Origin of the sequence: Kitasatospora sp. NPDC096147, assembly GCF_044763225.1 — a bacterium.
Classification (GTDB): domain Bacteria; phylum Actinomycetota; class Actinomycetes; order Streptomycetales; family Streptomycetaceae; genus Kitasatospora.
In genome coordinates, this window is record NZ_JBIWFX010000002.1 from 116,572 (window position 1) to 138,207 (window position 21,636).

The 21,636-nt window shown below is 74.9% G+C and carries 18 protein-coding genes and 2 tRNA genes; 9 read left to right on the top strand and 11 right to left on the bottom strand.

Annotated elements, in window-relative coordinates; translation table 11 throughout:
- Positions 1 to 105 precede the first annotated feature (105 nt).
- The 6 genes from ACIRBX_RS06010 to ACIRBX_RS06035 all read left to right on the top strand — a co-directional run bounded on the left by ACIRBX_RS06010 (position 106) and on the right by ACIRBX_RS06035 (position 4,123).
- A tRNA-Gly gene (locus ACIRBX_RS06010) sits at positions 106 to 178 on the top strand.
- Between the two features lie 38 nt (positions 179 to 216).
- Positions 217 to 289 (top strand) — tRNA-Gly (locus tag ACIRBX_RS06015).
- Between the two features lie 156 nt (positions 290 to 445).
- Positions 446 to 1,438, top strand: a complete 993-nt coding sequence (locus tag ACIRBX_RS06020; protein WP_402293995.1) for an ABC transporter ATP-binding protein — start codon at positions 446 to 448, stop codon at positions 1,436 to 1,438.
- A complete protein-coding gene (locus ACIRBX_RS06025; protein WP_402293996.1) occupies positions 1,435 to 2,238 on the top strand; it encodes an ABC transporter permease in 804 nt (267 codons plus the stop codon). Before ACIRBX_RS06020 ends, ACIRBX_RS06025 begins: the two co-directional genes overlap by 4 nt.
- A 44-nt stretch (positions 2,239 to 2,282) precedes the next feature.
- On the top strand, positions 2,283 to 3,509 hold the full coding sequence (locus tag ACIRBX_RS06030) for a sensor histidine kinase (protein ID WP_402293997.1): 1,227 nt from the start codon (positions 2,283 to 2,285) through the stop codon (positions 3,507 to 3,509).
- The gene (locus ACIRBX_RS06035; protein ID WP_402293998.1) at positions 3,506 to 4,123 is read left to right on the top strand and encodes a response regulator; all 618 of its coding nucleotides are present in this window, start codon (positions 3,506 to 3,508) and stop codon (positions 4,121 to 4,123) included. Before ACIRBX_RS06030 ends, ACIRBX_RS06035 begins: the two co-directional genes overlap by 4 nt.
- A gap of 55 nt (positions 4,124 to 4,178) precedes the next feature.
- On the opposite strand, the gene ACIRBX_RS06040 is transcribed toward ACIRBX_RS06035, so the two are convergent.
- The 4 genes from ACIRBX_RS06040 to purD all read right to left on the bottom strand — a co-directional run bounded on the left by ACIRBX_RS06040 (position 4,179) and on the right by purD (position 10,222).
- Positions 4,179 to 5,078, bottom strand: coding sequence for a phosphoribosylaminoimidazolesuccinocarboxamide synthase (locus tag ACIRBX_RS06040; RefSeq protein ID WP_402293999.1), 900 nt, complete (start codon positions 5,076 to 5,078; stop codon positions 4,179 to 4,181).
- Between the two features lie 82 nt (positions 5,079 to 5,160).
- Positions 5,161 to 6,702 (bottom strand): N,N-dimethylformamidase beta subunit family domain-containing protein, encoded by a 1,542-nt coding sequence (locus ACIRBX_RS06045; RefSeq protein WP_402294000.1) that lies wholly within the window; start codon positions 6,700 to 6,702, stop codon positions 5,161 to 5,163.
- 178 nt (positions 6,703 to 6,880) lie between these two features.
- On the bottom strand, positions 6,881 to 8,446 hold the full coding sequence (locus ACIRBX_RS06050) for a hypothetical protein (RefSeq protein WP_402294001.1): 1,566 nt from the start codon (positions 8,444 to 8,446) through the stop codon (positions 6,881 to 6,883).
- A gap of 531 nt (positions 8,447 to 8,977) precedes the next feature.
- On the bottom strand, positions 8,978 to 10,222 hold the full coding sequence (purD, locus tag ACIRBX_RS06055) for a phosphoribosylamine--glycine ligase (protein ID WP_402294002.1): 1,245 nt from the start codon (positions 10,220 to 10,222) through the stop codon (positions 8,978 to 8,980).
- Positions 10,223 to 10,675: 453 nt separating this feature from the next.
- On the opposite strand from purD, the gene ACIRBX_RS06060 reads away from it, so the two are divergent.
- Entirely contained in the window at positions 10,676 to 11,458 is a 783-nt protein-coding gene (locus ACIRBX_RS06060; protein WP_402294003.1) for an SLATT domain-containing protein, read from the top strand.
- A gap of 427 nt (positions 11,459 to 11,885) precedes the next feature.
- On the opposite strand, the gene ACIRBX_RS06065 is transcribed toward ACIRBX_RS06060, so the two are convergent.
- From ACIRBX_RS06065 to ACIRBX_RS06075, 3 genes are all read right to left on the bottom strand, one after another.
- Positions 11,886 to 12,533 (bottom strand): hypothetical protein, encoded by a 648-nt coding sequence (locus ACIRBX_RS06065; RefSeq protein ID WP_402294004.1) that lies wholly within the window; start codon positions 12,531 to 12,533, stop codon positions 11,886 to 11,888.
- Between the two features lie 46 nt (positions 12,534 to 12,579).
- Positions 12,580 to 13,569, bottom strand: coding sequence for a GntR family transcriptional regulator (locus tag ACIRBX_RS06070; protein ID WP_402294005.1), 990 nt, complete (start codon positions 13,567 to 13,569; stop codon positions 12,580 to 12,582).
- Between the two features lie 276 nt (positions 13,570 to 13,845).
- Complete coding sequence (locus tag ACIRBX_RS06075; RefSeq protein ID WP_402295250.1) at positions 13,846 to 14,643, bottom strand: carbon-nitrogen family hydrolase; 798 nt, start codon at positions 14,641 to 14,643, stop codon at positions 13,846 to 13,848.
- A 150-nt stretch (positions 14,644 to 14,793) separates the two neighbouring features.
- Between ACIRBX_RS06075 and ACIRBX_RS06080 the strand changes: the two genes are divergently transcribed.
- Both ACIRBX_RS06080 and ACIRBX_RS06085 read left to right on the top strand, forming a co-directional pair.
- A complete protein-coding gene (locus tag ACIRBX_RS06080) occupies positions 14,794 to 15,618 on the top strand; it encodes a maleylpyruvate isomerase family mycothiol-dependent enzyme (protein WP_402294006.1) in 825 nt (274 codons plus the stop codon).
- Between the two features lie 137 nt (positions 15,619 to 15,755).
- A complete protein-coding gene (locus ACIRBX_RS06085) occupies positions 15,756 to 16,574 on the top strand; it encodes a Bro-N domain-containing protein (RefSeq protein ID WP_402294007.1) in 819 nt (272 codons plus the stop codon).
- 74 nt (positions 16,575 to 16,648) lie between these two features.
- On the opposite strand, the gene ACIRBX_RS06090 is transcribed toward ACIRBX_RS06085, so the two are convergent.
- The 4 genes from ACIRBX_RS06090 to ACIRBX_RS06105 form a co-directional block, all read right to left on the bottom strand.
- Positions 16,649 to 17,077: a hypothetical protein gene (locus ACIRBX_RS06090; protein WP_402294008.1), complete on the bottom strand. Its 429-nt coding sequence runs from the start codon at positions 17,075 to 17,077 to the stop codon at positions 16,649 to 16,651.
- A gap of 3 nt (positions 17,078 to 17,080) precedes the next feature.
- Positions 17,081 to 18,412 (bottom strand): nitrate/nitrite transporter, encoded by a 1,332-nt coding sequence (locus ACIRBX_RS06095; RefSeq protein WP_402294009.1) that lies wholly within the window; start codon positions 18,410 to 18,412, stop codon positions 17,081 to 17,083.
- 60 nt (positions 18,413 to 18,472) lie between these two features.
- Positions 18,473 to 19,693 (bottom strand): M64 family metallopeptidase, encoded by a 1,221-nt coding sequence (locus tag ACIRBX_RS06100; RefSeq protein WP_402294010.1) that lies wholly within the window; start codon positions 19,691 to 19,693, stop codon positions 18,473 to 18,475.
- Between the two features lie 418 nt (positions 19,694 to 20,111).
- Complete coding sequence (locus ACIRBX_RS06105; protein ID WP_402294011.1) at positions 20,112 to 21,524, bottom strand: ABC transporter permease; 1,413 nt, start codon at positions 21,522 to 21,524, stop codon at positions 20,112 to 20,114.
- Between the last annotated feature and the right edge of the window lie 112 nt (positions 21,525 to 21,636).

The window sequence follows — 21,636 nt, forward strand, 5'->3', positions numbered from 1 at the left end:
CGGTGGAAAGGGTGGGGCGACCACCTCTTGCGATGCGGTACAGTTCTTCCTGTCGCCGCAACCGGAGAGATCCGGGGAGGCAACCGGTGGCCCGACAACCACCATGCGGACGTAGCTCAGTTGGTAGAGCATCACCTTGCCAAGGTGAGGGTCGCGAGTTCGAATCTCGTCGTCCGCTCGTAGTTCAAGCGGTACCGCAGTACAACCGAAGATCGTGCGGACGTAGCTCAGTTGGTAGAGCATCACCTTGCCAAGGTGAGGGTCGCGAGTTCGAATCTCGTCGTCCGCTCAGTGTGAAGGGCCCCTCGGAAGAGGGGCCCTTCGTCGTTCCCGGGGGCAGCCTCCCGGGCCGATGACATTTGTCACCGCCGACCCGTGTGAACGCGGCCCGGACCGGTGACGGCCCGCACTGCCCCCGCGCCTCCCCCGCCGGGAGGCTTGAGGCATGAACACCAGCCACCGCGAGCAGCCCGCCATCGAGGCCACCGCCCTGCACCGCCACTACGGCCCCGCCGGGGAGGCCGGCTTCGACGCCGTCCGGGGCCTGGACCTCACGGTCCACCGGGGCGAGGTCTTCGCCCTGCTCGGCACCAACGGCGCGGGCAAGACCTCCACCATGGAGCTGCTCGAAGGGCTGGCCGCCCCGACGGAGGGTCAGGTCCGGGTCCTGGGCCACGATCCGCACCGGGAGCGGGCGGTGGTGCGTCCGAGGATCGGCATCATGCTCCAGGAGGGCGGCTTCCCCTCCGAGCTCACGGTGGCCGAGACCGGCCGGCTCTGGGCCGGGACGACCAGCGGGGCCCGTCCGGTGGACGAGGCGCTGGAGCTGGTCGGCCTGCTCGGCCGGCGCACGGTGCGGGTCAAGCAGCTCTCCGGCGGCGAGCGGCGCCGGCTGGACCTGGCGCTGGCCCTGCTCGGCCGGCCCGAGGTGCTCTTCCTGGACGAGCCCAGCACCGGACTGGACCCGGAGGCCCGGGCCGGGGTCTGGCGGCTGGTCCGCGAGCTGCGGGCCCAGGGCACCACGGTGCTGCTCACCACGCACTACCTGGAGGAGGCCGAGGAGTTGGCCGACCGGCTGGCCATCATGCACGCCGGACGGATCGTCACCCGGGGCACGGTGGCCGAGGTGATCTCCGGGCGGCCGTCCCGTATCTCCTTCGAACTCCCGGCGCGGGAGGGCCGGTTCGAGCAGCTGACACTGCCCCCGCTGGCCGGGGCCGAGGTCGTCACCGAGGGCCGCCGGATCACCGTGCAGACCCCGGAGCTGCAGGCCACCCTGACCGGCCTGCTCGACTGGGCGGCCCGCCACCAGGTCCCGCTGGCCGGGCTGGACGCCCGCAGCGCCTCGCTGGAGGAGGCCTTCCTGGCGATCGCCTCCGACGCCGCCGGCACCACCCCCACCCCCGCCGAGACCGTCCTGACCGGAGCCTCCCGATGACCGCCACCGCCGCAACCGCCACCACCACCGCGCCCGCCTCCACCGCGTTGAGCCGGATGCTGGCCCTCGGCCGGGCCGAGACCACCCTGCTGCTGCGCAACCGCACCGCGCTGTTCACCGCCCTGGTGCTGCCGCCGCTGATGACCGTGGCGCTCAGCGAGCCGATCAAGGAGCAGGGCAAGAACTCCCCCGGCGTCTCCGCCGCGGCCCTGGTGGTCACCGGACTGCTCGGACTGCTCCCGCTGTTCGTCGTCTACTACAACCTGACCGCCGCCTACGTGGCCCGGCGCGGCGAGCTGGTGCTCAAGCGGATGCGGACCGGCGAGGCCCGGGACGCCGAGATCCTCGGCGGCAGCGCGCTGCCCTCGCTGCTGCTCTCGCTGACCCTGAGCGTGGTGCTCTGCGCGGCGGCGGCCCTCCTGATGGACCTGCCGGCCCCCTCGGACCCGGTGCGGGTGGTGCTCGGCGTGCTGCTCGGCCTGGTGGTGCTGGTGCCGCTGGCCGCACTCTCCAGCATCATCACCAAGACCGTGGAGAGTTCCGGGCTGACCACCCTGCCGCTGCTGCTGATCAGCCAGTTCGGCTCCGGCATGATCATCCCGCTGGACTCGATGCCCGACCAGTTCGCCACCTTCTGCCGCCTGCTGCCCACCACCCCGGCCGTCCAGCTGGTCCGGGAGGGCTGGACCGGCACCACCGGCTGGGGCGAGGCGCTGCCGCAGCTCGGCCTGGCGGTGGCCTGGACCCTGGTGGCCGGCTGGGCCGCGCTGCGCTGGTTCCGCTGGGAGCCCCGGCGCTGAGACCTGATAGGAATTCCGTACCGACCACCGCACGAGGAGACACCGTGGAGCTGCGCCGACCGATGCGCCGCTGGCGCTCGCTGGGCAAGCCGCAGCGCACCGAGCTGTTCGTCCGCTGGTCCTGCTACCTGGCGCTCGGCGCGGAGCCGCTGGCCCTGCTCGGCGCCCTGGTCGGCCAGGCCGACGAGGTGCCCGTCCTGACGCTCCGTCTGATGCTGGTGGCCTCGCTGGCGGGCACGGTGCTGTCGGTGCTGCTGCTGCGCGCCGGGCTCGCCCACTACCTGGGCCGCCGGCCGCTGCCGGTCACCCTGCTGACCGCCTCCACCGTGCTGTCCGTCGGATCGGTCTGGGGCCTGGTGATGTCCGACGGCGCCGGCCTGGAGTTCTCGGCGGGGCTCTCCCCCCTGCTGGTGATGTTCTGGTTCGGCCCGGTGTCCGTCGCGCTGCCGCCGCGCCGCTCCGCACCGCTCGGCCTGCTGGTCATGCTGCTCCTGCTGCCGGCCCTGCTGCTGCGCGGGATCGGGCTGGGCACCGCGCTCGGCGCGCTCACCGTCTTCTCGGTGGCCTGCGCGGTCTTCGCGCTCACCTGCCGGTCCTCGGCCTGGCTGGCCGGGGTGGTCTGGGAGCTGGACGGCGCCCGGGAGACCCAGGCCCGGCTGGCGGTGGCCGAGGAGCGGCTGCGGTTCTCCCGCGACCTGCACGACGTGCTCGGCCGCAACCTCACCACGATCGCGCTGAAGAGCGAGCTCGCCTCCCAACTCGCCCGCCGGGGACGGCCGGAGGCCGCCGACCAGATGACCGAGGTGCAGCGGATCGCCCAGGACTCCCAGCGCGAGGTGCGCGAGGTGGTCCGGGCCTACCGCGGCGCCGACCTGCACGCCGAGCTGACCGGGGCCGGCTCGGTGCTCCGGGCCGCCGACGTGGACTGCCGGGTGGAGCTGGCCGGGGCCGAGCAACTCCCGGTCACCGCCCAGTCGGTGCTCGGCTGGGTGGTCCGCGAGGGCACCACCAACGTGCTCCGGCACAGCGAGGCCACCACCTGCCGGATCCGGCTGCGGGTCAGCGGCGGCCAGGCGCTGCTGGAGATGACCAACGACGGGGTGCCCGAGCGGCCCGCCGCCGCCCCCGGCACCGGCCTGACCGGGCTGCGCGAGCGACTCGGCGTCTACGGCGGGGAGTTGGCCACCCCGCCGGCCGAGCCCGGCTGGTTCCGGCTCACCGTCGACCTGCCGCTGACCGCCCCCGCCCTCTCGCTGGAGACCACCGGATGACCGCCACGCCCGTACGCCTGCTGCTCGCCGACGACGAGCACCTGATCCGGGGTGCGATGGCCGCCCTGCTGTCCCTGGAGGACGACCTGACCGTGGTCGCCGAGGCGGCCTCCGGCCCGGAGGCGCTGGCGATGGCCAAGGCGCACCGGCCGGACGTCGCGGTGCTGGACCTGCAGATGCCCGGGATGGACGGGATCGAGGTGGCCACCGAGCTGCGCCGGGTGCTGCCGGAGTGCCGGACGATGATCGTCACCGGCCACGGGCGGCCCGGCTACCTGAAGCGGGCCCTGGAGGTCGGGGTGCGGGGCTTCCTGCCCAAGACCGTGTCGGCCGCCGACCTGGCCGGGATCATCCGCACCGTGGTGGCGGGCGGCCGGTACGTCGACCCGGAGCTGGCGGCGGACGCCATCGCGGCCGGCGAGAGCCCGCTCACCCCGCGCGAGACGGACGTGCTGGAGCTGGCCGCGCACGGCACCTCGATCGCCGAGATCGCGGACCGGGCCGCACTGTCGGCCGGCACCGTGCGCAACTACCTCTCCTCGGCGGCCGGCAAGCTGGGCGCCGAGAACCGCCACGCGGCGGTCCGGATCGCCCGCGAGCACGGCTGGATCTGAGGGCCCGTCACGGAGACGGCCGGGGCCCCGTCGCGGGGCCCCGGCCGTCGTCGCGTCACTGCCAGCTGGTGCCGGTCAGCCGCTCGTACGCCTCGACGTACTTGGCCCGGGTGGTCTCGACGATCTCGGCCGGCAGCTCCGGCGGCGGCTGCTCGCCCTTGCGGTCCCAGCCGGAGGCCGGGGAGTCCAGCCAGTCCCGGATGAACTGCTTGTCGAAGGAGGGCTGGGCGCGGCCCGGCTCCCACAGGTCGGCCGGCCAGTAGCGGGAGGAGTCCGGGGTGAGCACCTCGTCGCCGATCACCAGCTCGCCGTCCAGCAGGCCGAACTCGAACTTGGTGTCGGCCAGGATCAGGCCGCGCTCGCGCGCGATGTCCCGGGCCCGGGAGTAGACGGCCAGGGTGGTCTGACGGAGCGTCGCCGCCAGGTCCGCACCGATCCGGCGGGCGGTCTCCTCGTACGGGACGTTCTCGTCGTGCTCGCCCACCTCGGCCTTGAGGGCCGGGGTGTAGATCGGGGCGGGCAGCTCGGAGCCGTCCACCAGGCCCTCCGGCAGCGCGATGCCGCAGACCGTCCGGTCGGCCCGGTACTCGACCAGGCCGGAGCCGGTCAGGTAGCCGCGGGCCACGCACTCCACCGGCGCCATCTCCAGCGCCTTGCAGATCAGCGTGCGGCCCTTCCAGTCGGCGGGGGCGCCGGCCGGCAGCTCGGTGGAGATCACGTGGTTCGGCACGATGTCGGCGATCCGCTCGAACCACCAGAGCGAGAGCTGGGTGAGCACCCGGCCCTTGTCCGGGATCTCGTTGGGCAGCACCCAGTCGAAGGCGGAGGTGCGGTCGCTGGCGACCATCACCAGGTCGCCGTTGGCGGCCCGGTAGAGATCGCGCACCTTGCCGGTGTGCAGGTGCTCCAGACCAGGTACCTGGACCGGCTCGGGCTTGGTGACAAATCCGCTCAAGGTCGTCTCAGTCCTCGGAGGAAGGGGGGCTGGGGCTCCGAGTCTTTCACGGGTGCCCCCGCTTCCCGCCGAGCGGGCGTCCTCAGTCGCGCGGACCGTCCTGCTTGCAGAGGTGGTCGAGCAGGTTGGCGGTGGCCCGCTGGATGCGCTCGTCGGTGTGGCCCGGCCGGTCCAGCGCGGGCGACCAGGCGAAGGTGCCGGAGGCGAACACGTAGGCCCCACTGGGTGCCCGGTACAGCGAGCTCTCCTGGTACCGCAGCCGCCCGTCCGCGTCGTGGTACGGCGAGTGCGCGAGCAGCACCCGCTCGGTGTGCTCGGGCAGCGCGACCCGGGGGAAGTAACGGTCCGCCTCGCCGGCCACCAGGCCGGGCAGCTCCTCGCCCTCCCGCAGTCCGGTGCCCTCCCAGAGCCAGTGCCCGGTGTGCCGGGCCACCAGCGGCACCGGGGTCGGCACCCGGCCCGCGTACTGCACGCCGAGCAGCCGCTGCTCCGGCTCCCCGGCGTCCCGCCAGAGCGCGCTGCGTCCGCCCGGCACGCCGGCGGCCGGGTGGTCGGCCGGGACGCGCTGGCGCTTGCGGCAGTTGAGCAGCCGGTGCGGCTCGCCGGACGGGCCGGGCGAGAGCTCGACCCGCCAGTAGACCGAGTTCGCGGACAGGAAGACCAGCGAGGTCCCGCCGTCCCGGGCGCCCTCGACCGCCCGGCGCATCGGCTCGGACCAGTACTCGTCGTGGCCGGGGAAGACCAACGCCCGGTACCGGGAGGCGTCCACGTGGCCGGCGTGCAGGTCGGTGGCGGTGGCGTAGGCCAGGTCGTAGCCGTAGCGCTCGGCCCAGCGGATGAAGTCGTAGGCGTGGCCGACGTGCAGCGGCAGCCCGGCCCCGGCGTGCGGGCGGTCGAAGGAGACCGTGACGGCGGCCTCCTGCTCGCCGAGCAGCCCGCCCGCCTCGTCCCAGGCGTGGTACAGGCTGGCGCCCCGCAGGCCGTCCTCGGGGAACAGGTTGTACGCCTGCCAGGTGACGTCCGGGAGCACCAGCAGCAGGTCGGCGGGCTGCTCGAAGTCCCGGACGGTGAACGGGATGTGACTGCGGTGCAGGTTGTCGGCGGTGGTCAGCACCGCGACGTAGGCGCCCGGTCTCCAGTGCAGCGGCACCTGGAGCCGCCAGGACTGCCACCAGTGGTGGCAGGAGACGGTGCGGCCGACCACCAGCGGGGCGGGCTGGGCCAGGCCGGCGATCAGCGGACTGGCCGTCATGTGGTGGGCTCCGTCGCCGCCGTAGTGGCCGATCCGGTAGACGTCCACGGTGAAGGCCCGGGGCGGGTGCACGGTGACCCGCAGGTCGACCGACCCGCCGGGGCGGATCACCCCGGCCGAGGCGAAGCCCTTGATCTGCTGGTCCACGTCGTCCGAGTTGGCCGGGGTGCCGACCGGGGGCTTGGGGCGCGGGGCCGCCTGCGGGCGCTGGCCCGGGGCGTCCAGGCTGACGTACCAGGGCACCGCACCCTCGATGCCGGCCACGTAGTGGTCCGGGCTGCGCAGCCAGGGCAGCGGGCCCTGGCCGAACGGGTCCGAGACCCCGTGCTTGAGCGTCCCCGACTCCCAGCGGCGGTTGAGTTCCGTCCCCACGCGCGCCCCTCCCCCCCTCGCACCGGCCCGGCTCGGCCCCCGGTGGCATGTGCCACGCGGATGTGCGTGCGGACCAGCACACCACAGTGCTGGCGCTGCGTCACCCCACCGTAGCAACAAGTGTTGTCGAAATTCGGTCCGTGCCCCTCGGGCCCCCTGACCGGGGCATGACGCCTCGTCAGAGGCGTACCGAGCCGGTCGTGCGGAGGCCGGCCGCCTCCAGCCAGGAGCGCAGCGGGGCGTCCTCGCCGAGCTCGACCGCCTCGGCCACCAGGGCGGCCAGCTCGGGCCGCCGGACGCCGCCCAGCAGCAGCACCGGGCCGTCCAGCCAGTCCAGTCCGGGACGGCCCGACCCGGCCTCCAGCGCGGTCAGGCAGACCAGCGCGGTGACGTGGTCGGCCAGCAGGTCCCGGCCGGTGCGCACCACCTGGAGCGGGGGCGCGACCTGCCCGGTGCGCGCCACGTGCGCGGCGAGTGCTGCCGCCAGGGGCTCGCCGCCACCCTCCGCGAGCCGGGTCAGGGCCAGGTGCAGGGCCGGACCGGGCTCCTCCGGAGCCCGCTCGCCGAGCACCGCACGCAGCGCCCGGGCCTGGCCGCGCCAGCCCTCCTCGACCACCTCGGCCGGGTAGTCGGCCCAGGCCAGCTCGCGCCAGCCGGTGCCGACCGTGCCCACCGGCTCGCCGAACAGCACCTCGGCGGCCAGCAGCGAGACCGCCGCGTCCACCGCACCGGGCTCCTCCAGCAGGTCACAGGCCGGCCGGTCGCCGAGCCGGGAGCCGTAGCCGTCGGCCAGCCGGTCCCGGCGGGACAGCTCGGTGAGCGCGGAGACCACGCCCGCGTTCAGGTGGGCCGGGTGCCGGCCGAGCCGCCAGGCCGGCAGCGCGACCCGGGTGAGCAGCCGGTCCCAGCCCGCGTAGGCCAGGCCGACCTGCTCCTGGGCGGCGATCCGCAGGCCGTAGTCGACCGACTTGGCCTGCTCGGAGGCGGCGGCCGCGACCGCCCGCTCCAGCTCGGCGGCGTGCTCCCGGCAGGCTGCCAGCAGCACCCCGGTCAGCCGGTCCAGCAGCGCACCCGGCAGCGCACCGGGCCCGCGTCGCTCGCCGAGCGAGGCGTCCAGGGCGCGCAGGAAGCGGCGGGCGGCGGTGATCTCCGGATCGGCCGAGGCCGCCGTGCCCGCCACCACCGGGGCCAGCAGGGCGCGGAGCTCGCCGGCCCGCATCCACCAGAGGAAGGGGGAGCCGATCACCAGCACCGGAGCGGCCGGCTCGGACCGCCGGCCCGCGGCGTGCAGCTCGTCGTCGGCCGGGGCCGACCCGGCGTCAACCCGCTTGCGGCGGCGGCCCGGTGGCTCCTCCAGCCAGCTGTCGCAGTCCGGGGTGAGGGAGATCGCGGAGGGCGCCGGGACGCCGAGCCGCTCGGCCAGGTCGCGGATCTGGCGGTACAGCTCCGGCGCGGCCTCCTCGGCCAGCGGCACCGCCGGGGTGCGCGGCGGCACCGCCCGGGCGTAGGCCCGGGCCGCCAGGCCGGCCGCCAGCAGCACCAGCACGGCGACCGCACCGACCACCCAGCGGACGGCGTCCCAGGCACCCGCGTCGGCGGAGCCGGGCGCGCCGATCCGGCCGGTGAACCGGCCGGCCAGCAGCACCACGGCGACGGCGGCGGGCAGCGCGGCGGCGCCCAGCGCCCGCCCCCGGACCTTCAGCACGGCCCGGGCACGTGCGCGGGCTGCGTCGACAGCGGCCATACGGCGCGGCACCCCCTTCGGGGCCCGGGGGACGGGCGGACCGGGCCGCCCCCGGGGAGGGGCGGCAGCGGTCCGGACAGCCCGGGCCGACTCGAAATGATCAGTTTCCGGCCGGGAGGCGGCGGCAGCCGCCCCCGGTTGTGCATCCTGCGTGGCACTTCTGACAGTTTTGACGCCCGTCCACGGGTGGGTGTTCCGGATCGCTACCGTTTCCACCCGTCCTGGTGACAACAGCCACCCGGGACACCACCGTCAGCTTCCCCCCGGCCGGGCCCGGACACCCGGCGGCGACACCGGCGGCCCGGAGGCCGCCGACGCGATCCAGCGCACCCTACGACCCGGGACACGGCCACGTCAGCCGGATGGTCATCGGATCACCCGAAGGGCTGGAATCCTGCCGCCGGGCGGGGCGGCGGTTCGACCCCCGCTCGAACGGGAGAGCGACCCGGCGGGCGCCCCGGAAACGACGGAGGGCGCTGCGTCCGGCGGGTGATCCACCGGGCGCAGCGCCCTCCTGCGGTCGGTCCCGGGCTACTGCCCGGCGGCCTTCAGCGCGATGTCGGTGCGGTGCTGCCCGCCCTTGAGCGCGATCCGCGCGACGCCCCGGTAGGCCAGCTCACGGGCCGCGGCCAGATCGGCCCCGGTCGCGGTGACCGAGAGCACCCGGCCACCGGCGCTCAGCACGCTGCCGCCCGGGCCCTCCTCGGTACCCGCGTGCAGCACGAACGCGCCCTCGGCCTCCGCCTCGGCCAGACCCTCGATCGGGTCACCGGTGCGCGGCGCGGCCGGGTACCCCTCGGAGGCCACCACCACGGTGACGGCGGCGCCCTCGTCCCAGCGCAGCGGCTCCAGCTCGCCGAGCGTGCCGTTGGCCGAGGCCAGCAGCACACCGGCCAGCGGGGTGCGCAGCCGGGCCAGCACGACCTGGGTCTCCGGGTCGCCGAAGCGGGCGTTGAACTCGATCACCCGGGTGCCGCGCGAGGTGAGCGCCAGACCCGCGTAGAGCAGGCCGGAGAACGGCGTGCCCCGGCGGCGCAGCTCGTCCACGGTCGGCTGGAGCACCGTCTCCAGCACCTCGTCGACCAGGCCCTCGGGGGCCCAGGGCAGCGGGGAGTAGGCGCCCATGCCGCCGGTGTTCGGCCCCTGGTCGCCGTCCAGCGCGCGCTTGAAGTCCTGGGCCGGCACCAGCGGCAGCACGGTGGTGCCGTCGGTGATGGCGAACAGCGAGACCTCGGGACCGTCCAGGTACTCCTCGATCACCACCTGCTCGCAGGAGGCCGCGTGGGCCAGCGCCTCGGCCAGGTCGGAGGTGACCACCACGCCCTTGCCGGCCGCCAGGCCGTCGTCCTTCACCACGTACGGGGCGCCGAAGGCGTCCAGCGCCTCGGCCGCCTCCTCCGGGGTGCGGCAGACGTAGGAGCGGGCGGTGGGCACGTTCGCCCCCGCCATCACGTCCTTGGCGAAGGCCTTGGAGCCCTCCAGCAGGGCGGCCTCCCCCGACGGGCCGAACACCGGGATGCCGGCCGCCCGGACGGCGTCCGAGACGCCGGCCACCAGCGGGGCCTCCGGGCCGACCACGACCAGCTCGGCGCCGAGCTCGCGGGCCAGCGCGGTCACGGCCGCACCGTCCAGCTGGTCGACGGGGTGGACCGTCGCCACCTGCGCGATCCCGGCGTTGCCCGGGGCACAGTGCAGCTCGGTCACGACAGGATCTTGGGACAGGGAGCGGCACAGGGCGTGTTCGCGGGCGCCGCCGCCGATGACGAGGACCTTCACGTCTGGAAGGGTAGTCGGTGGCGCTCCCGACCTCGGGCGCGGGCCCCGTGGGAAGCTCCAGGAGGGTGCGCCGAACGGGGTCGGCGGGCTGGAGGAAGCTCCAGCGGACGGGGCGGCGGTCAGGGCCGCAGGACCGGACGGGCTCGCTCGGACGGGTGAAATCGGATCGGCCGCCGCAACTCTCCGACCTCGGGTCAATGAGGTGAATTCGGATAACGATCGCGGCCGAAGCGGCCACACGGTCAGCCATTTGGCGGTAAGAAGTGCTGTTGGACGGCCACCGGCCACGGTCGGGGCACGGCACCATGGGTGGCCCGCACCCGCTCCTGGCGCCGCCGTCCGACACGGTGTCAGATCCGGTCGGAGTCCCCGCACCCCGACCGTTCGACGCACCGTCAGGCCCGGCACCCCGTCGGGGCCTTCGCAGTCCGCCCGCCACAGGGAGCCCCACAGGTGAGCCAGCCGGAAATGCAGCCCGAGGAGAGCCCCTGGGGCAAGGACGTCGGTGAGGAGGACCAGCCGGTGACCACCTCCAGCCCCACCCCGACCCGTCGGCGCACCGACCTGAGTGCCCGCCAGTTCCCGCTCGGGGACTGGGGCGAGCCCGCCGAGCGGCTGGAGGAGCTCTACCGCTGGTCCGAGGAGCGCGCCGTCGAGGCCATCGACTGGTACCGCCGGGACCGAGTCTGGAAGCGGCGCTGGGCCCGCCTGCTCCGCATCGGCGCGGCCGGCTCGGCGGTCGCCGGGGTGACCGCGCCGCTGGTCTCGATGACCGGCGCCTACGACTTCTCCGCCTCCTGGGGCTACGTCGGGCTGGCGCTCTCCGCCGCGTTCGTCGGCCTGGACCGGGCGTTCGGGCTCACCTCCGGCTGGATGCGGGACGTCTCCACCGCACAGGCGCTGCAGCGGCGGCTGGAGACCTTCCAGTTCGACTGGGCCTCGGAGTGCGTGCGGGAGGTGCTCGGCCCGACCGAGGGTACGGCGGGCGAGGCGGCCGAGCGGTGCCTCGGGGTGCTGCGGCGCTTCTGCGAGGACGTCTCCGACGTGGTCCGCAGCGAGACCTCCGAGTGGATGCTCGAGTTCCGGGCCGGCATGACCCAGCTGCCGACCCAGTCCCCCGGCCCCTGGGGCGGCCGGACCGAGACCGGCACCGGAGCCCACGTCCGCATCCTCCCCCCGCCGGGCACCCGCCCCACCATGCCCCGCCAGCGCCCCCCGGAGGGGCCGCTCCGCTAGTCCCGCCGGCAGGCGGGGACGTTCTTGGCGGGCCACCAGGCAGCCGCCCAGGGGCGCGAGGAACTGCGCGCAGCAGAAGGCCGACAACCCGTGTGCCGGGTACGGAGACTCACGTGCACATGGCTGTCCGCACCCGCCGGACGGGCCTGATCCTTCCGACTCGCGCAGTTCCCCGCGCCCTGACTGCCCTCCGGGCAGCCGGGCACCCGAAGGGCCACCGCGACACACGGGGGATACAGACAGGCAGGCGGCCACCAGGCAGCCGCCCAGGGGCGCGAGGAACTGCGCGCAGCGGAAGGCGACAGCCCCTGTGCCGGGTACGGGCGCTCACCTGCAAGTGAACCTCCGCACCCGGCATACGGATTCGGTTCTTCCGACTCGCGCAGTTCCCCGCGCCCCTGACTGCCCTCCGAGGGGGCGAGGGCGGTCAGGCGAAGACGATCATGGAGCCCTGGGTGACGCTGCGGGTGGCGGCGGCGTAGAGGCCGGCCCAGGCGTGGCGTTCGCGGGCGTAGGGGTGCAGGTCGTCGATCGGGGGCTCGAAGGGCTGCTCCAGCTCGGTCGGCGCGAGCGGCCGGGTCGGGGCGGGCGGGTCGAGCGGGTCGATGCCCAGCACCGGTGCCACCGCCTGGAGTTCGCGCAGCAGCCCGTACGAGGACCCGAGCGGTCCGCCTTCGGCGAGCAACTCGTCGGCGACCAGCGGAAGTTGGAAGTCGATCGGAACGTACGCCCCGGCGTGGTCGAAGTGCCAGACCAGGTGCGACTGCTCGGCCGTGGACTCGAACATCTCCAGCAGCTGCTCGTAGTCGCTGCCGAGCGCGTCGACCGGCGTGATCTGGAAGCCGGTCAGCCCCAACAGGTAGGCACGGCGCAGGAAGTGGAGCGAGTCGTAGTCGAAGGCGGCTATCGGCTCCACCGAACCGCTCAGCTCCGCCGAGTACTGGTACACCGGCACCGGCGGCAGCCCGTTCGCGGCGAGCACGGCGTCGTAGCGCGCCAGGTCGTCGCGGAACGGGTTGTCGGAGCTGTACGTCAGGACGTCCACCAGCGGGACGAGCCAGAGGTCGCAGGCCATGGACCGGCTCTTCCTCTCACAGGGGGCGGGCTACGGAGGGCCCACCCTACTGCCCGGGACGGGCCTCCCGGCGCCCGGCGGGCTCCTCGGTCCGCTCCTGCGCCCGCCGCACCGGCCGGGGCGCCGACGGACGGCCGAAGCGACCGGGCGGGACGGCCCTCGGCAGCGGCACCAGGCCGTGGCCGACCTCAGGCCCCGCACCCTCCGCCGCCTCCACCGCACCGACCTGACCGACCGGATCCGCCGACCCTGACGGAACGTCAGCGGACGGCGCCGCCACCGGGCGGCCGGCGTCGGGCACCGGGCCGCGCAGCAGCGGCAGCACCGCCACCGACTCCAGCGGATGACCGCCGAGCCGGGCGAGCAGTTCGACGGTGAACAGGTTGTACTCGTTCACCACCCGGTGCGCGCCGGGGACGTCCCGGGCCTCGATCCGGTCCACCAGCTCGGGGTGGCGGTCCCAGCAGACCCCGTCCATCCGGCCGGCGGCCCGCAGGTACGGGGCGGCGTACATCCACGACTGCACCCGCAGCCAGCCCAGGTACCCGGCGATCCGGCTGTTGTCGAACAGCACCCCGGCCTCGTGCCAGAACCGCAGGTCGCAGCCGACCAGGATGTCCAACTGCCCTGCCCGGGAGGCCCGTTGTGCTGCCTCGGCGCGGCGGCGGAGCGACGGGAGGCGGCGCCAGTCGTAGCGGCCGACCCGGTCGTGGAGCTGACGCAGGGCGGCGTCGGTGAGCAGGGTGCGGGCCTCGAAGATCTCCAGGAAGTCCGACCAGGAGAACTCGGGCACCGTGAAACCCCGGTGGTGCTCGGCCCGGAGCAGGCCCTGCGCGGCCAGGTCGACCAGCGCCTCGCGGGCCGGGGTGGCGGAGACCCCGTAGAGCTCGGCGATCTCCTTGACGGTGAAGTTGCGGCCGGCCTCCAGCCGGCCCGCCATCATCTCCTCGCGGAGGGCCGCCGCGATCTGCTCGCGGAGGCTGTTGCGCTGGATCGCCGGGCGGCCGTCGCCGGGCAGGCCGAGGGTGCTGGACATGCGGACGACGGGCTCCTCTCCGGCTCGGCGGGGGTCTCGGTCGCCCCGGACGGGAACGCGACCCCGGCTCATCTTCTCAAATGCGCCCAGCCGGTGCGCAAGGGCGTTACCGCGTTCATACCCGGACATTCGGTCGTGCGCGCAGGTCAACAGGGGTGACCGGCGGGTGCGGCGGGGGCTGGAGTCCGTTCACTCCGGCCCCCGCCACGGGCTCCGATCAGGAGCGTTGCGCAAGGGCCGACCGCGTCGCGGCGCCGTGCCCCGGCTCCGCCGGGGTCAGCGCTGGACCGGGGCCGGGATGCCCAGCAGCCGGTCCCGGAGCACCGGGAACTCGGCCCGGGCCTTGGCCGCCCCGGCGCCGTCGAACTCCACCGTGAGCACCTCCTCGCCGGCCCCGGCCTCGGCCAGCACCCTGCCCCACGGGTCCACCACGATGGAGTGGCCGCCCTGCTCCACCCCGGCGTGGGTGCCGGCGGTGTTGCAGGCCAGCACGTACGCCTGCTCCTCCACCGCCCGGGCCCGGGCCAGCAGGGTCCAGTGCTCGCGGCGGCGCTCCGGCCAGGCCGCCGGGACCACCAGCAGTTCGGCCCCGGCGTCCAGCAGCGCCCGGAACAGCTCCGGGAAGCGCAGGTCGTAGCAGGTCGCCAGGCCGAGGGTGCCCAGCTCGGTGGTGGCGGTGACGATCTCCTGCCCCGCCCCCATCGCGACCGCCTCGCCGCTGTCGAAGCCGAAGCGGTGGATCTTCCGGTAGGTCGCGGCCAGCTCGCCGTCCGGGGCGAACAGCAGCGAGGTGTTGTAGATCGGCCCGTCCGGATCGCGCTCCACGATCGAACCGGCGTGCAGCCACACCCCGGTCGCCCGGGCGGCTGCCGACATCGCCTCGGCGGTCGGGCCGTCCAGCGGCTCCGCCCCGTCCGACCACGCGTCGTACGCGAACCCGCCGAGCGGCCAGAGCTCGGGCAGCACCACCAGGTCGGCGCCCTCCTGGGCGCGGACCAACGCGGCTGCCCTGGCCCGGCGTTCGGCCACCGGCTCGGCGTCGGACACGGCGAGTTGGATCAATGAGGCGCGCACACTACCACCGTCCATGGGACCAGTCCTACGATCGTCACCCGAAAGCGCTGCCCTGCTGTCACCCGGCAGCGTAACGTGCGGGTAGCGCCCGCGCGGGGAAGCCCCGACCTTGGCGCGGTGGTGCGGAACTGACGGAGGGCCGGATAACCCGTGACCGACAACGAGACGACCGTGCAGACCTGCGTCGACGCCTGGACGCAGTCGATCGAGGCGATATCCGAACTCGTCGCCGCTCTTCCCGGCGACGCCTGGAACCGGCCGACCGAATGCCCCGGTTGGTCCGTCCGCGACGTCGTCTCGCACATCATCGCCCTGGAGTCCGAGCTCCTGGGCGACCCGCGCCCGATCCACTCGCTCCCCTCCGACCTCCGGCACGTCACCGGCGACTTCGCCCGCTACATGGAGCTCCCGGTGGACAAGCGGCGCTGCCACACCCCGCCCGAGCTCACCAGCGAGCTGGAGTACACGATCATCCGGCGCTCGCGCGCCCTGCGGGACTCCCGCCACCAGGCCGAGGACCCGGTCCGCTGGCCGGCCGGGCCGCTCTCCCGGGACATCCCCTACCTGACCCTGCTGCGGCTGCGGGCGTTCGACGTCTGGGTGCACGAGCAGGACCTCCGCCGGGCCCTCGGCCTCCCGGGCAACCTCGACTCCCCCGCCGCCCGGCTCACCCGCGACCACCTGGTCTCCGCCCTCCCCCGCACCGTCGCCAAGACCGCCGGCGCCCCGATCGGCACCACCCTCGCCCTCGACGTCACCGGCGCGCTGGAGTTCTCCCGCACCGTCCGGGTCGGCGCCGACGGCCGGGCCACCGTCGACGAGTCGGTGACCCTGGGCCCGACGGTCTCGCTCGGCATGGACTGGGAGACCTTCGTCCGCCTCTCCTGCGGCCGGGGCAAGCGCGGCCCCGTCACCGTCGACGGCGACCACGAACTGGCCGACCGCATCCTGGACCACTTCGCCGTCACGCCCTGAGCGGCGCGCCCGCCGGGCGCGCGCGGGGTGGCGTGATCCCCGTGCTCCCGTGCGGCTGATGCGGCCCCGTACGTCACCCGTTCGGCCTCGTTGTGCCAGACAGCCCACACCTCCGAACAGAATTGAGGGGCTGTCACATGAACCACCACCAGCACGACGACGAGTCGATGGAACTGGTCCGCACCAGCTTCCCGGTCACCGGCCAGCCGATCCGGGTGGTGATGATCGACGGCGAGCCGTGGTTCGTCACGGCCGACGTCTGCAAGATCCTCGGCCGGGGCAACCCGACCAAGGCCAACAAGCTGCTCACCCCGGATCAGTACCGGACCGTCAGCCTTACCCTGATCCGGAATCAGGGTAAGGGCGTTTCCGCAGGTGAAGAGCCCTTCCCGAGGGGCTACCCGATCCTCAACGTGGTGAACGAGCCGGGGCTCTACACCCTGATCCTCCGCTCGGACAAGGTCACCGCGAGGCCGTTCCAGCAGTGGGTCACCGCCGAGCTGCTCCCCTCGATCCGGCGCGGTGACACCGACGTGCCGGGCCAGCAGCGGCGGATGGCGGAGACCCTGGCGGACGCGATCGGGCAGCAGGTGCACATCGTCGCGGAGGTCCGGCAGGACGAGGGCCCGGACTTCCACGTCCGCTCCGACGGGACGGTGCACTGCCGACACGGCGAGATGGAGTTCCGGGTGCCGGGCCGGCAGGAGGACAGCGGGCCGCCCTTCGGCGGGTACTTCCAGTGCCTCAGCTTCGAGCGGGTCGGCATCCGGGGCGGCAAGGCCATCCCGCGCTGCGAGAAGCTCAAGCTGGTCGACCTGGTCCGCCGCCTGAACTCCCGGCCTCCCGCGCCCGAGCCCGCCCCCGGCGGGACGGTGCACGGCGAGGTCGGCCCGTTCCGGTTCAGCACCGGGCCGGACGAGTTCGTCGACCTGATGCGGCGCAGCGGCCTGCTGTGACCGAGGCCCCGTGTGCCTCGATCCATCGCAGGCACACGGCCCGAATGCCCTCACCCTCCGTGAGGGCATTCGGGTTATCGCAAACCCTCAGCCACCGGCAGGTGGGCCCCCACCGTCGCCAGTCCGTCGCGAACGGCGCCGACGAAGCGGTGGGCCTCCGCAGCGAGTGCGGCCCACGACACCGGCGCCGTCCGGAGCTCCGGCGCGTAGCAGGAGTGCGCCTGCCAGCCGGCCGCCGTCGGTGTCAGACCGAGCGCACCGGGCCGGTCGAAGCACGAGTCGAAGCGGAAGGCGGCCGGCTCCGGCCCGGCCAGCCAGGACGCGAGTGCGTCGGCGAGCTCGGCCACCGGGAAGGCCGCCTCCTCCCAGAGCACCCGCTCGCCGTCCGCCAGGGCGAAGCGGGCCTCGACGTCCGTGAGCAGGACCTCGACCGGGGCGGTGGCGAAGGTGAGGCCGCGGCGGGCGAGGTCGGGGGCGGTGAGACGGCCGCAGTGCAAGTACACGGCTCAGCCGACCTTGCGCCGGAGGTGCAGGATCATGCCCGTGCCGAAGGCGAGCGGGACGAACAGCCAGCAGAGCGCCCAGCGGTAGCCGTCCGCCGAGTGGGCGGCGCCGGCCGGGGTGAGGGCGTCGAGGAGCAGGCCGACACCGAGCAGGGTGGTGACGATGCCGAGGAAGCCGCCCATGTTGGCGATGCCGGTGGCGGTGCCGAGGCGGGTCGGGGGGTTGTGGGCGCGGGCGTAGTCGAGGCCGACCAGGGAGGCGGGGCCGTTGGTGCCCATCACCACCAGGAGGGTGACGAGCAGCCAGGTCGGCGGGGTGGCGCCGGGCCAGGCGAGGACGGCGGCCCAGGTGGTGGCGGTGACGGTGATGACGGTGAGGGTGATCGGCATCCGGGCCCGGACGGAGCGCAGCAGGATCCGGCCGAGCAGCAGGGCGAAGACCATGTTGCTGAAGACCAGCAGGGTGAGCAGACCGCCGGCCTCGCCGCGGGAGAGGCCCTGACCCTCCACCAGGTACGGCATGCCCCAGAGCAGTCCGAAGGCGCCCGCCGGGAAGGCGGTGGTGAAGTGCACCCAGAGGCCGAGCCGGGTGCCGGGCTCCCGCCAGCTGTCGCGGACCTGGGAGCGGAGCGCGGGTCGGCCCTCGGCGACCGGTGGCACCACGGTGACCCCGGGCGGGGCCTCCCGGAGCAGCAGCGCGACCGCCGCGAAGACCGCGACGCCGAGCAGTGCGACGGCGGTGAACGAGGCGGTCCAGCCCTCGCTGTGCAGGGCCTGGGCGAGTACGGCGGTGGTGAGCAGGTTGCCGCCCATCCCGGCCAGGCCGGTGATCTGGGCGACCATCGGGTTCTGGGCGGCCGGGAACCACCGGGCGGCGATCCGCAGCACGCTGATGAAGGTCATCGCGTCGCCGCAGCCGAGCACCGCCCGGGAGGCCAGCGCCGGACCGAAGGCGGTGGAGAAGGCGAAGGCGAGCTGACCGAGGCTCAGCAGCAGGATGCCGCCGAGCAGCACCCGCTTGGGGCCGTACCGGTCCACCAGCAGGCCGACCGGTATCTGCATGGCGGCGTAGACCAGCACCTGGAGCACGGCGAAGGTGGAGAGCGCCGAGGCACCGATGCCGAAGCGGTCGGCGGCGTCGATGCCGGCCACCCCGAGGCTGGTCCGGTGGATCACCGCGAGCACGTAGACGGTGGCGGCCACCGCCCAGGCGAACCAGGCCGCCCGGCCGCCCGGAGCCGGGACGGGCGCCACGGCGGGCACCGCCACCGGCGCGCGCTGCCCGGGGACGGCGGCGACGGCGGCGGGTCGGACGGTCTCCGGGTCGGTGCTCACCCGAACAGCGTAGGCGGGCAGTCAACCGCCCCGACCCGCCGTGGTGCACGAAGGACCGTCTCAGCCCTTGAGCGTCCAGCTCACCGTCCGGGTCATCCGCTGCTCCCGGAACGGCTCGTCCCGGACCCAGTCGGTGTCGTCCCGCACGGTGGCCGAGACCGTGACGGTCCGTCCGCCGGGGACGGCCAGGGTGGCGGTCTCCAGCCAACTGCCGTCGGGTGCGGGGCTGGTGACCGGCCGGCCGTCCACCCGCCACTCGACCACCAGCTGCCGGTCCCCGGTGAGCGGGATCGGCCGGACCAGCAGCCGGGGGCGGCCGGCGACCGGGCCGGGGGCCGGCTCGGGGCGGTCGACGGGGCTGATCCGCTGGTAGAGCTGCTTGACGATGGCCTCCCGGGACGGCGGGTTGTAGCTGCCGCCGAGGGTGCGCATCACCGAGTCGGCGGTGGGGCGGAAGGTGCCGTTGGCGCTCCGGTAGGCACCGACCGGGCCGCCGCCGTCGGAGGTCTCGGCGCCCAGCCAGCGCCACCACTTGAGTTGACGGTGCCTCATCTCCTCGGCGTCCACTGTGGAGAGGTTCGGGTAGTCGGCGTCGCCCGGCGCGCTGTCGTACTCGTCCCCGAGGTCGCCGACGGTGTGGCCCATCTCGTGCTGGATGATCCGTCCGGCGTCCGGGCTGCCGCCCGCCAGGGTGGTCACTCCGGTGCCGCCGGCTCCGCCGTACTCCCGGGAGTTGGCGAGCGCGATCAGGTACTGCGGGCCCTCGCCCTCCCCGGCGTAGCGGGCGGCGGCGGTCTCGTCGGCGCAGAGCAGCCGGGCCGTGCCCTCGCACCAGAAGTGCATGCCGAGCGGGGTGCCGGGCCGGCGGCCGGTCTGCTCGCCCTCGGCGATGCCGGAGGTCGGGGAGACCACCTCGACCCGCCGTATGTTGAAGAAGCCCTGGTAGCTGCGGAACGGCTCGATCTCCATCAGCGCGTGCCACGCCTGGTCGGCCTGACGGCGGAACAGCTCCTGCTGGTCGGCGGTGTAGCCGTCGCCGAGCAGGACCAGGGTGATCCGGTTCGCCGGGTCGCCGGTACGGCGTATGTCCACGGTCGGGGCGGTGCCCGGCTCGGTGGCGGGCGGGCCGGGGGGACGCTCGACGCCGTTCGGCGGGGCGGCCCGGTCGGGAGCCGGGGACGGGACCCCGATCACCTCGTAGGGCGGCCTGGCGGTCAGCTCCAACGCGGCGGGCAGCCCGGCCAGCGAGAGCAGCAGGACCGCGGCCAGCCCTCGGCCCACACCTCGGCGGACGCGGGGTCCGGGATCGCCAGGCGCCATGCGGGTACGTCCTCGGTGCTCCGGTCACCCGGCGGGGGCCAGGGTGGGGGGTCGCGGAGACGTACCCCCGGCCCGCAGGCCCGCAGCACTCCCGCGCCGCAGGTTCCCCGGGCCGGGCCAACGGGTTCCGCCGCCCGGCCCACCCGGCTTGCGGACGGCTCGGTACGGGCACGGAGCGACCGCCCCGCGTACGCCCCCGCGCATCTCTTCCGCGTTCGGCGGGTGGCCCGACGGCACCGCGCCGCCGACGGCACCCCCGGGGGCGGACCGGCCGGGCCGCCGCCGTCGGAGGCCACGGCTGACGCCCCTGGACGTCCACCCGGGACCGGCGGGCCACCGTCACCGGAACCGTCACCGGACCGCCCCGGGTGACCCGGTGTCAGCGGGCCCGCAGCGCCCTGACCGGGTCGGTGCGGGCCGCCCGGAGTGCCGGGTGGGCACCCGCCAGCAGGCCGACGGCGGTGCCGAGCAACGGGGCGGGCAGGGTGGCCCAGGCCGGGAGGACGGCGGTCCAGTCCCGGGCCAGCGCCACCCCGAGCACGGTGAGCACACCGAGGCCGGTGCCGAGCAGCCCGGCGAGCGTGCCGACGGCAGCCGCCTCGGCCAGGAATCGGCCGCCGACCTGCCGGGGCCGGGCCCCGAACGCTCGGAGCAGACCGATCTCCGGGGTGCGCTCCACCACCGCAAGCAGCATCGCCGAGGCGAGGCCCACCGCGCCGACGGCCAGGCAGAGCCCGGCCACGGCCAGCGCCACCAGCAGCCCGGTACGCCGGGGAGCCGGGCCGCGCCGCTCGTACGGGTCCGGCGGGGCGGACACCGCCAGCTGGCCGGGGTCCTCCGGGCGCAGCGCCGCCGCCAGCTGGCCGGCCACCGTGCCGGCCGCACCGGGGCGGGTGGCGACCAGCACCTTCGCGGTCTCCCGGCCGGCCGGTCCCGGATTCCCGAAGCGCTCCAGCGCGGTGCTGGTCGGCACGATCAGGCCGTGCAGCGTCTCGGGGGCGCGGGCCACCGCGCGGTAGACCCCGATCACGGTGAACGGCAGGCCCTCCACGAAGACGGCGGGCTGGGCCGCGAGCAGCGCGGGGCCGATGCCGAGGCGGACGGCGGCCTCCTCGCTGAGCAGGGCCACGGGCAGCCGTCGGCGCTCGGCGAACTGATCGAGCGTCACCCCAGCGGTCAGTTCCGGGGCCATCGCGGCGACCGCACCGGGGCTGGCGGCGAAGACCGTCAACCCCGGACCGGGCAGGGCGGCCGACCCCGCCGACCCGACGGGACCCGCAGGAACGGCCGGACCGACGGGATCGGTTGGTGTGACCGGTCCGTCCGAGTCGGCCTGGTCGGCTTGGTCGGCCGGAACGGTCGGAGCGTCTCCGGACGGCGGGGCCGGTGCGGCGGCCGGGTTGGCGGCCGGATTGGCGACGATCCGCAGTCCGTCGCCGACCCGCCACCAGACCCCGGCCGCCGCCACCCCCGCGATCCGGGCGACCCGCGCGTCGGTGTCGGCCGGCAGGCTCGGCGGCGGGACCGCCCCGGGGGCCAGACCGGCGGTGTCGGGCTGGTCCACGACGGTGACGGTGGTCGCCCCGGTGAGGTCGTACCCGGGCCGGACCTGTCCTTCGGCTGTGGCGGTCCACCCAAGTGCGGCCACCAGGACGCCGACCCCGATCCCGGGTCCGAGCAGGGTCAGCGCGGTCCGCCGTGGCCGGGCGGCCAGCCCGGCCGCCAGCCGGGCCACCCGGACCCGCGCGCTCGGACCGCGCCACCGCAGCCACGACCGCCACCGCCGCAGCACCTCAGACCACCGCCGTCCGGGCCCGGGCCGCCCCGGGCCCGGCGGATGCGGGCCGCAGCCACCACCCCGCCGCTGCCGATGCCGATGCCGCCGACCCTGCTCCCGCCACTCC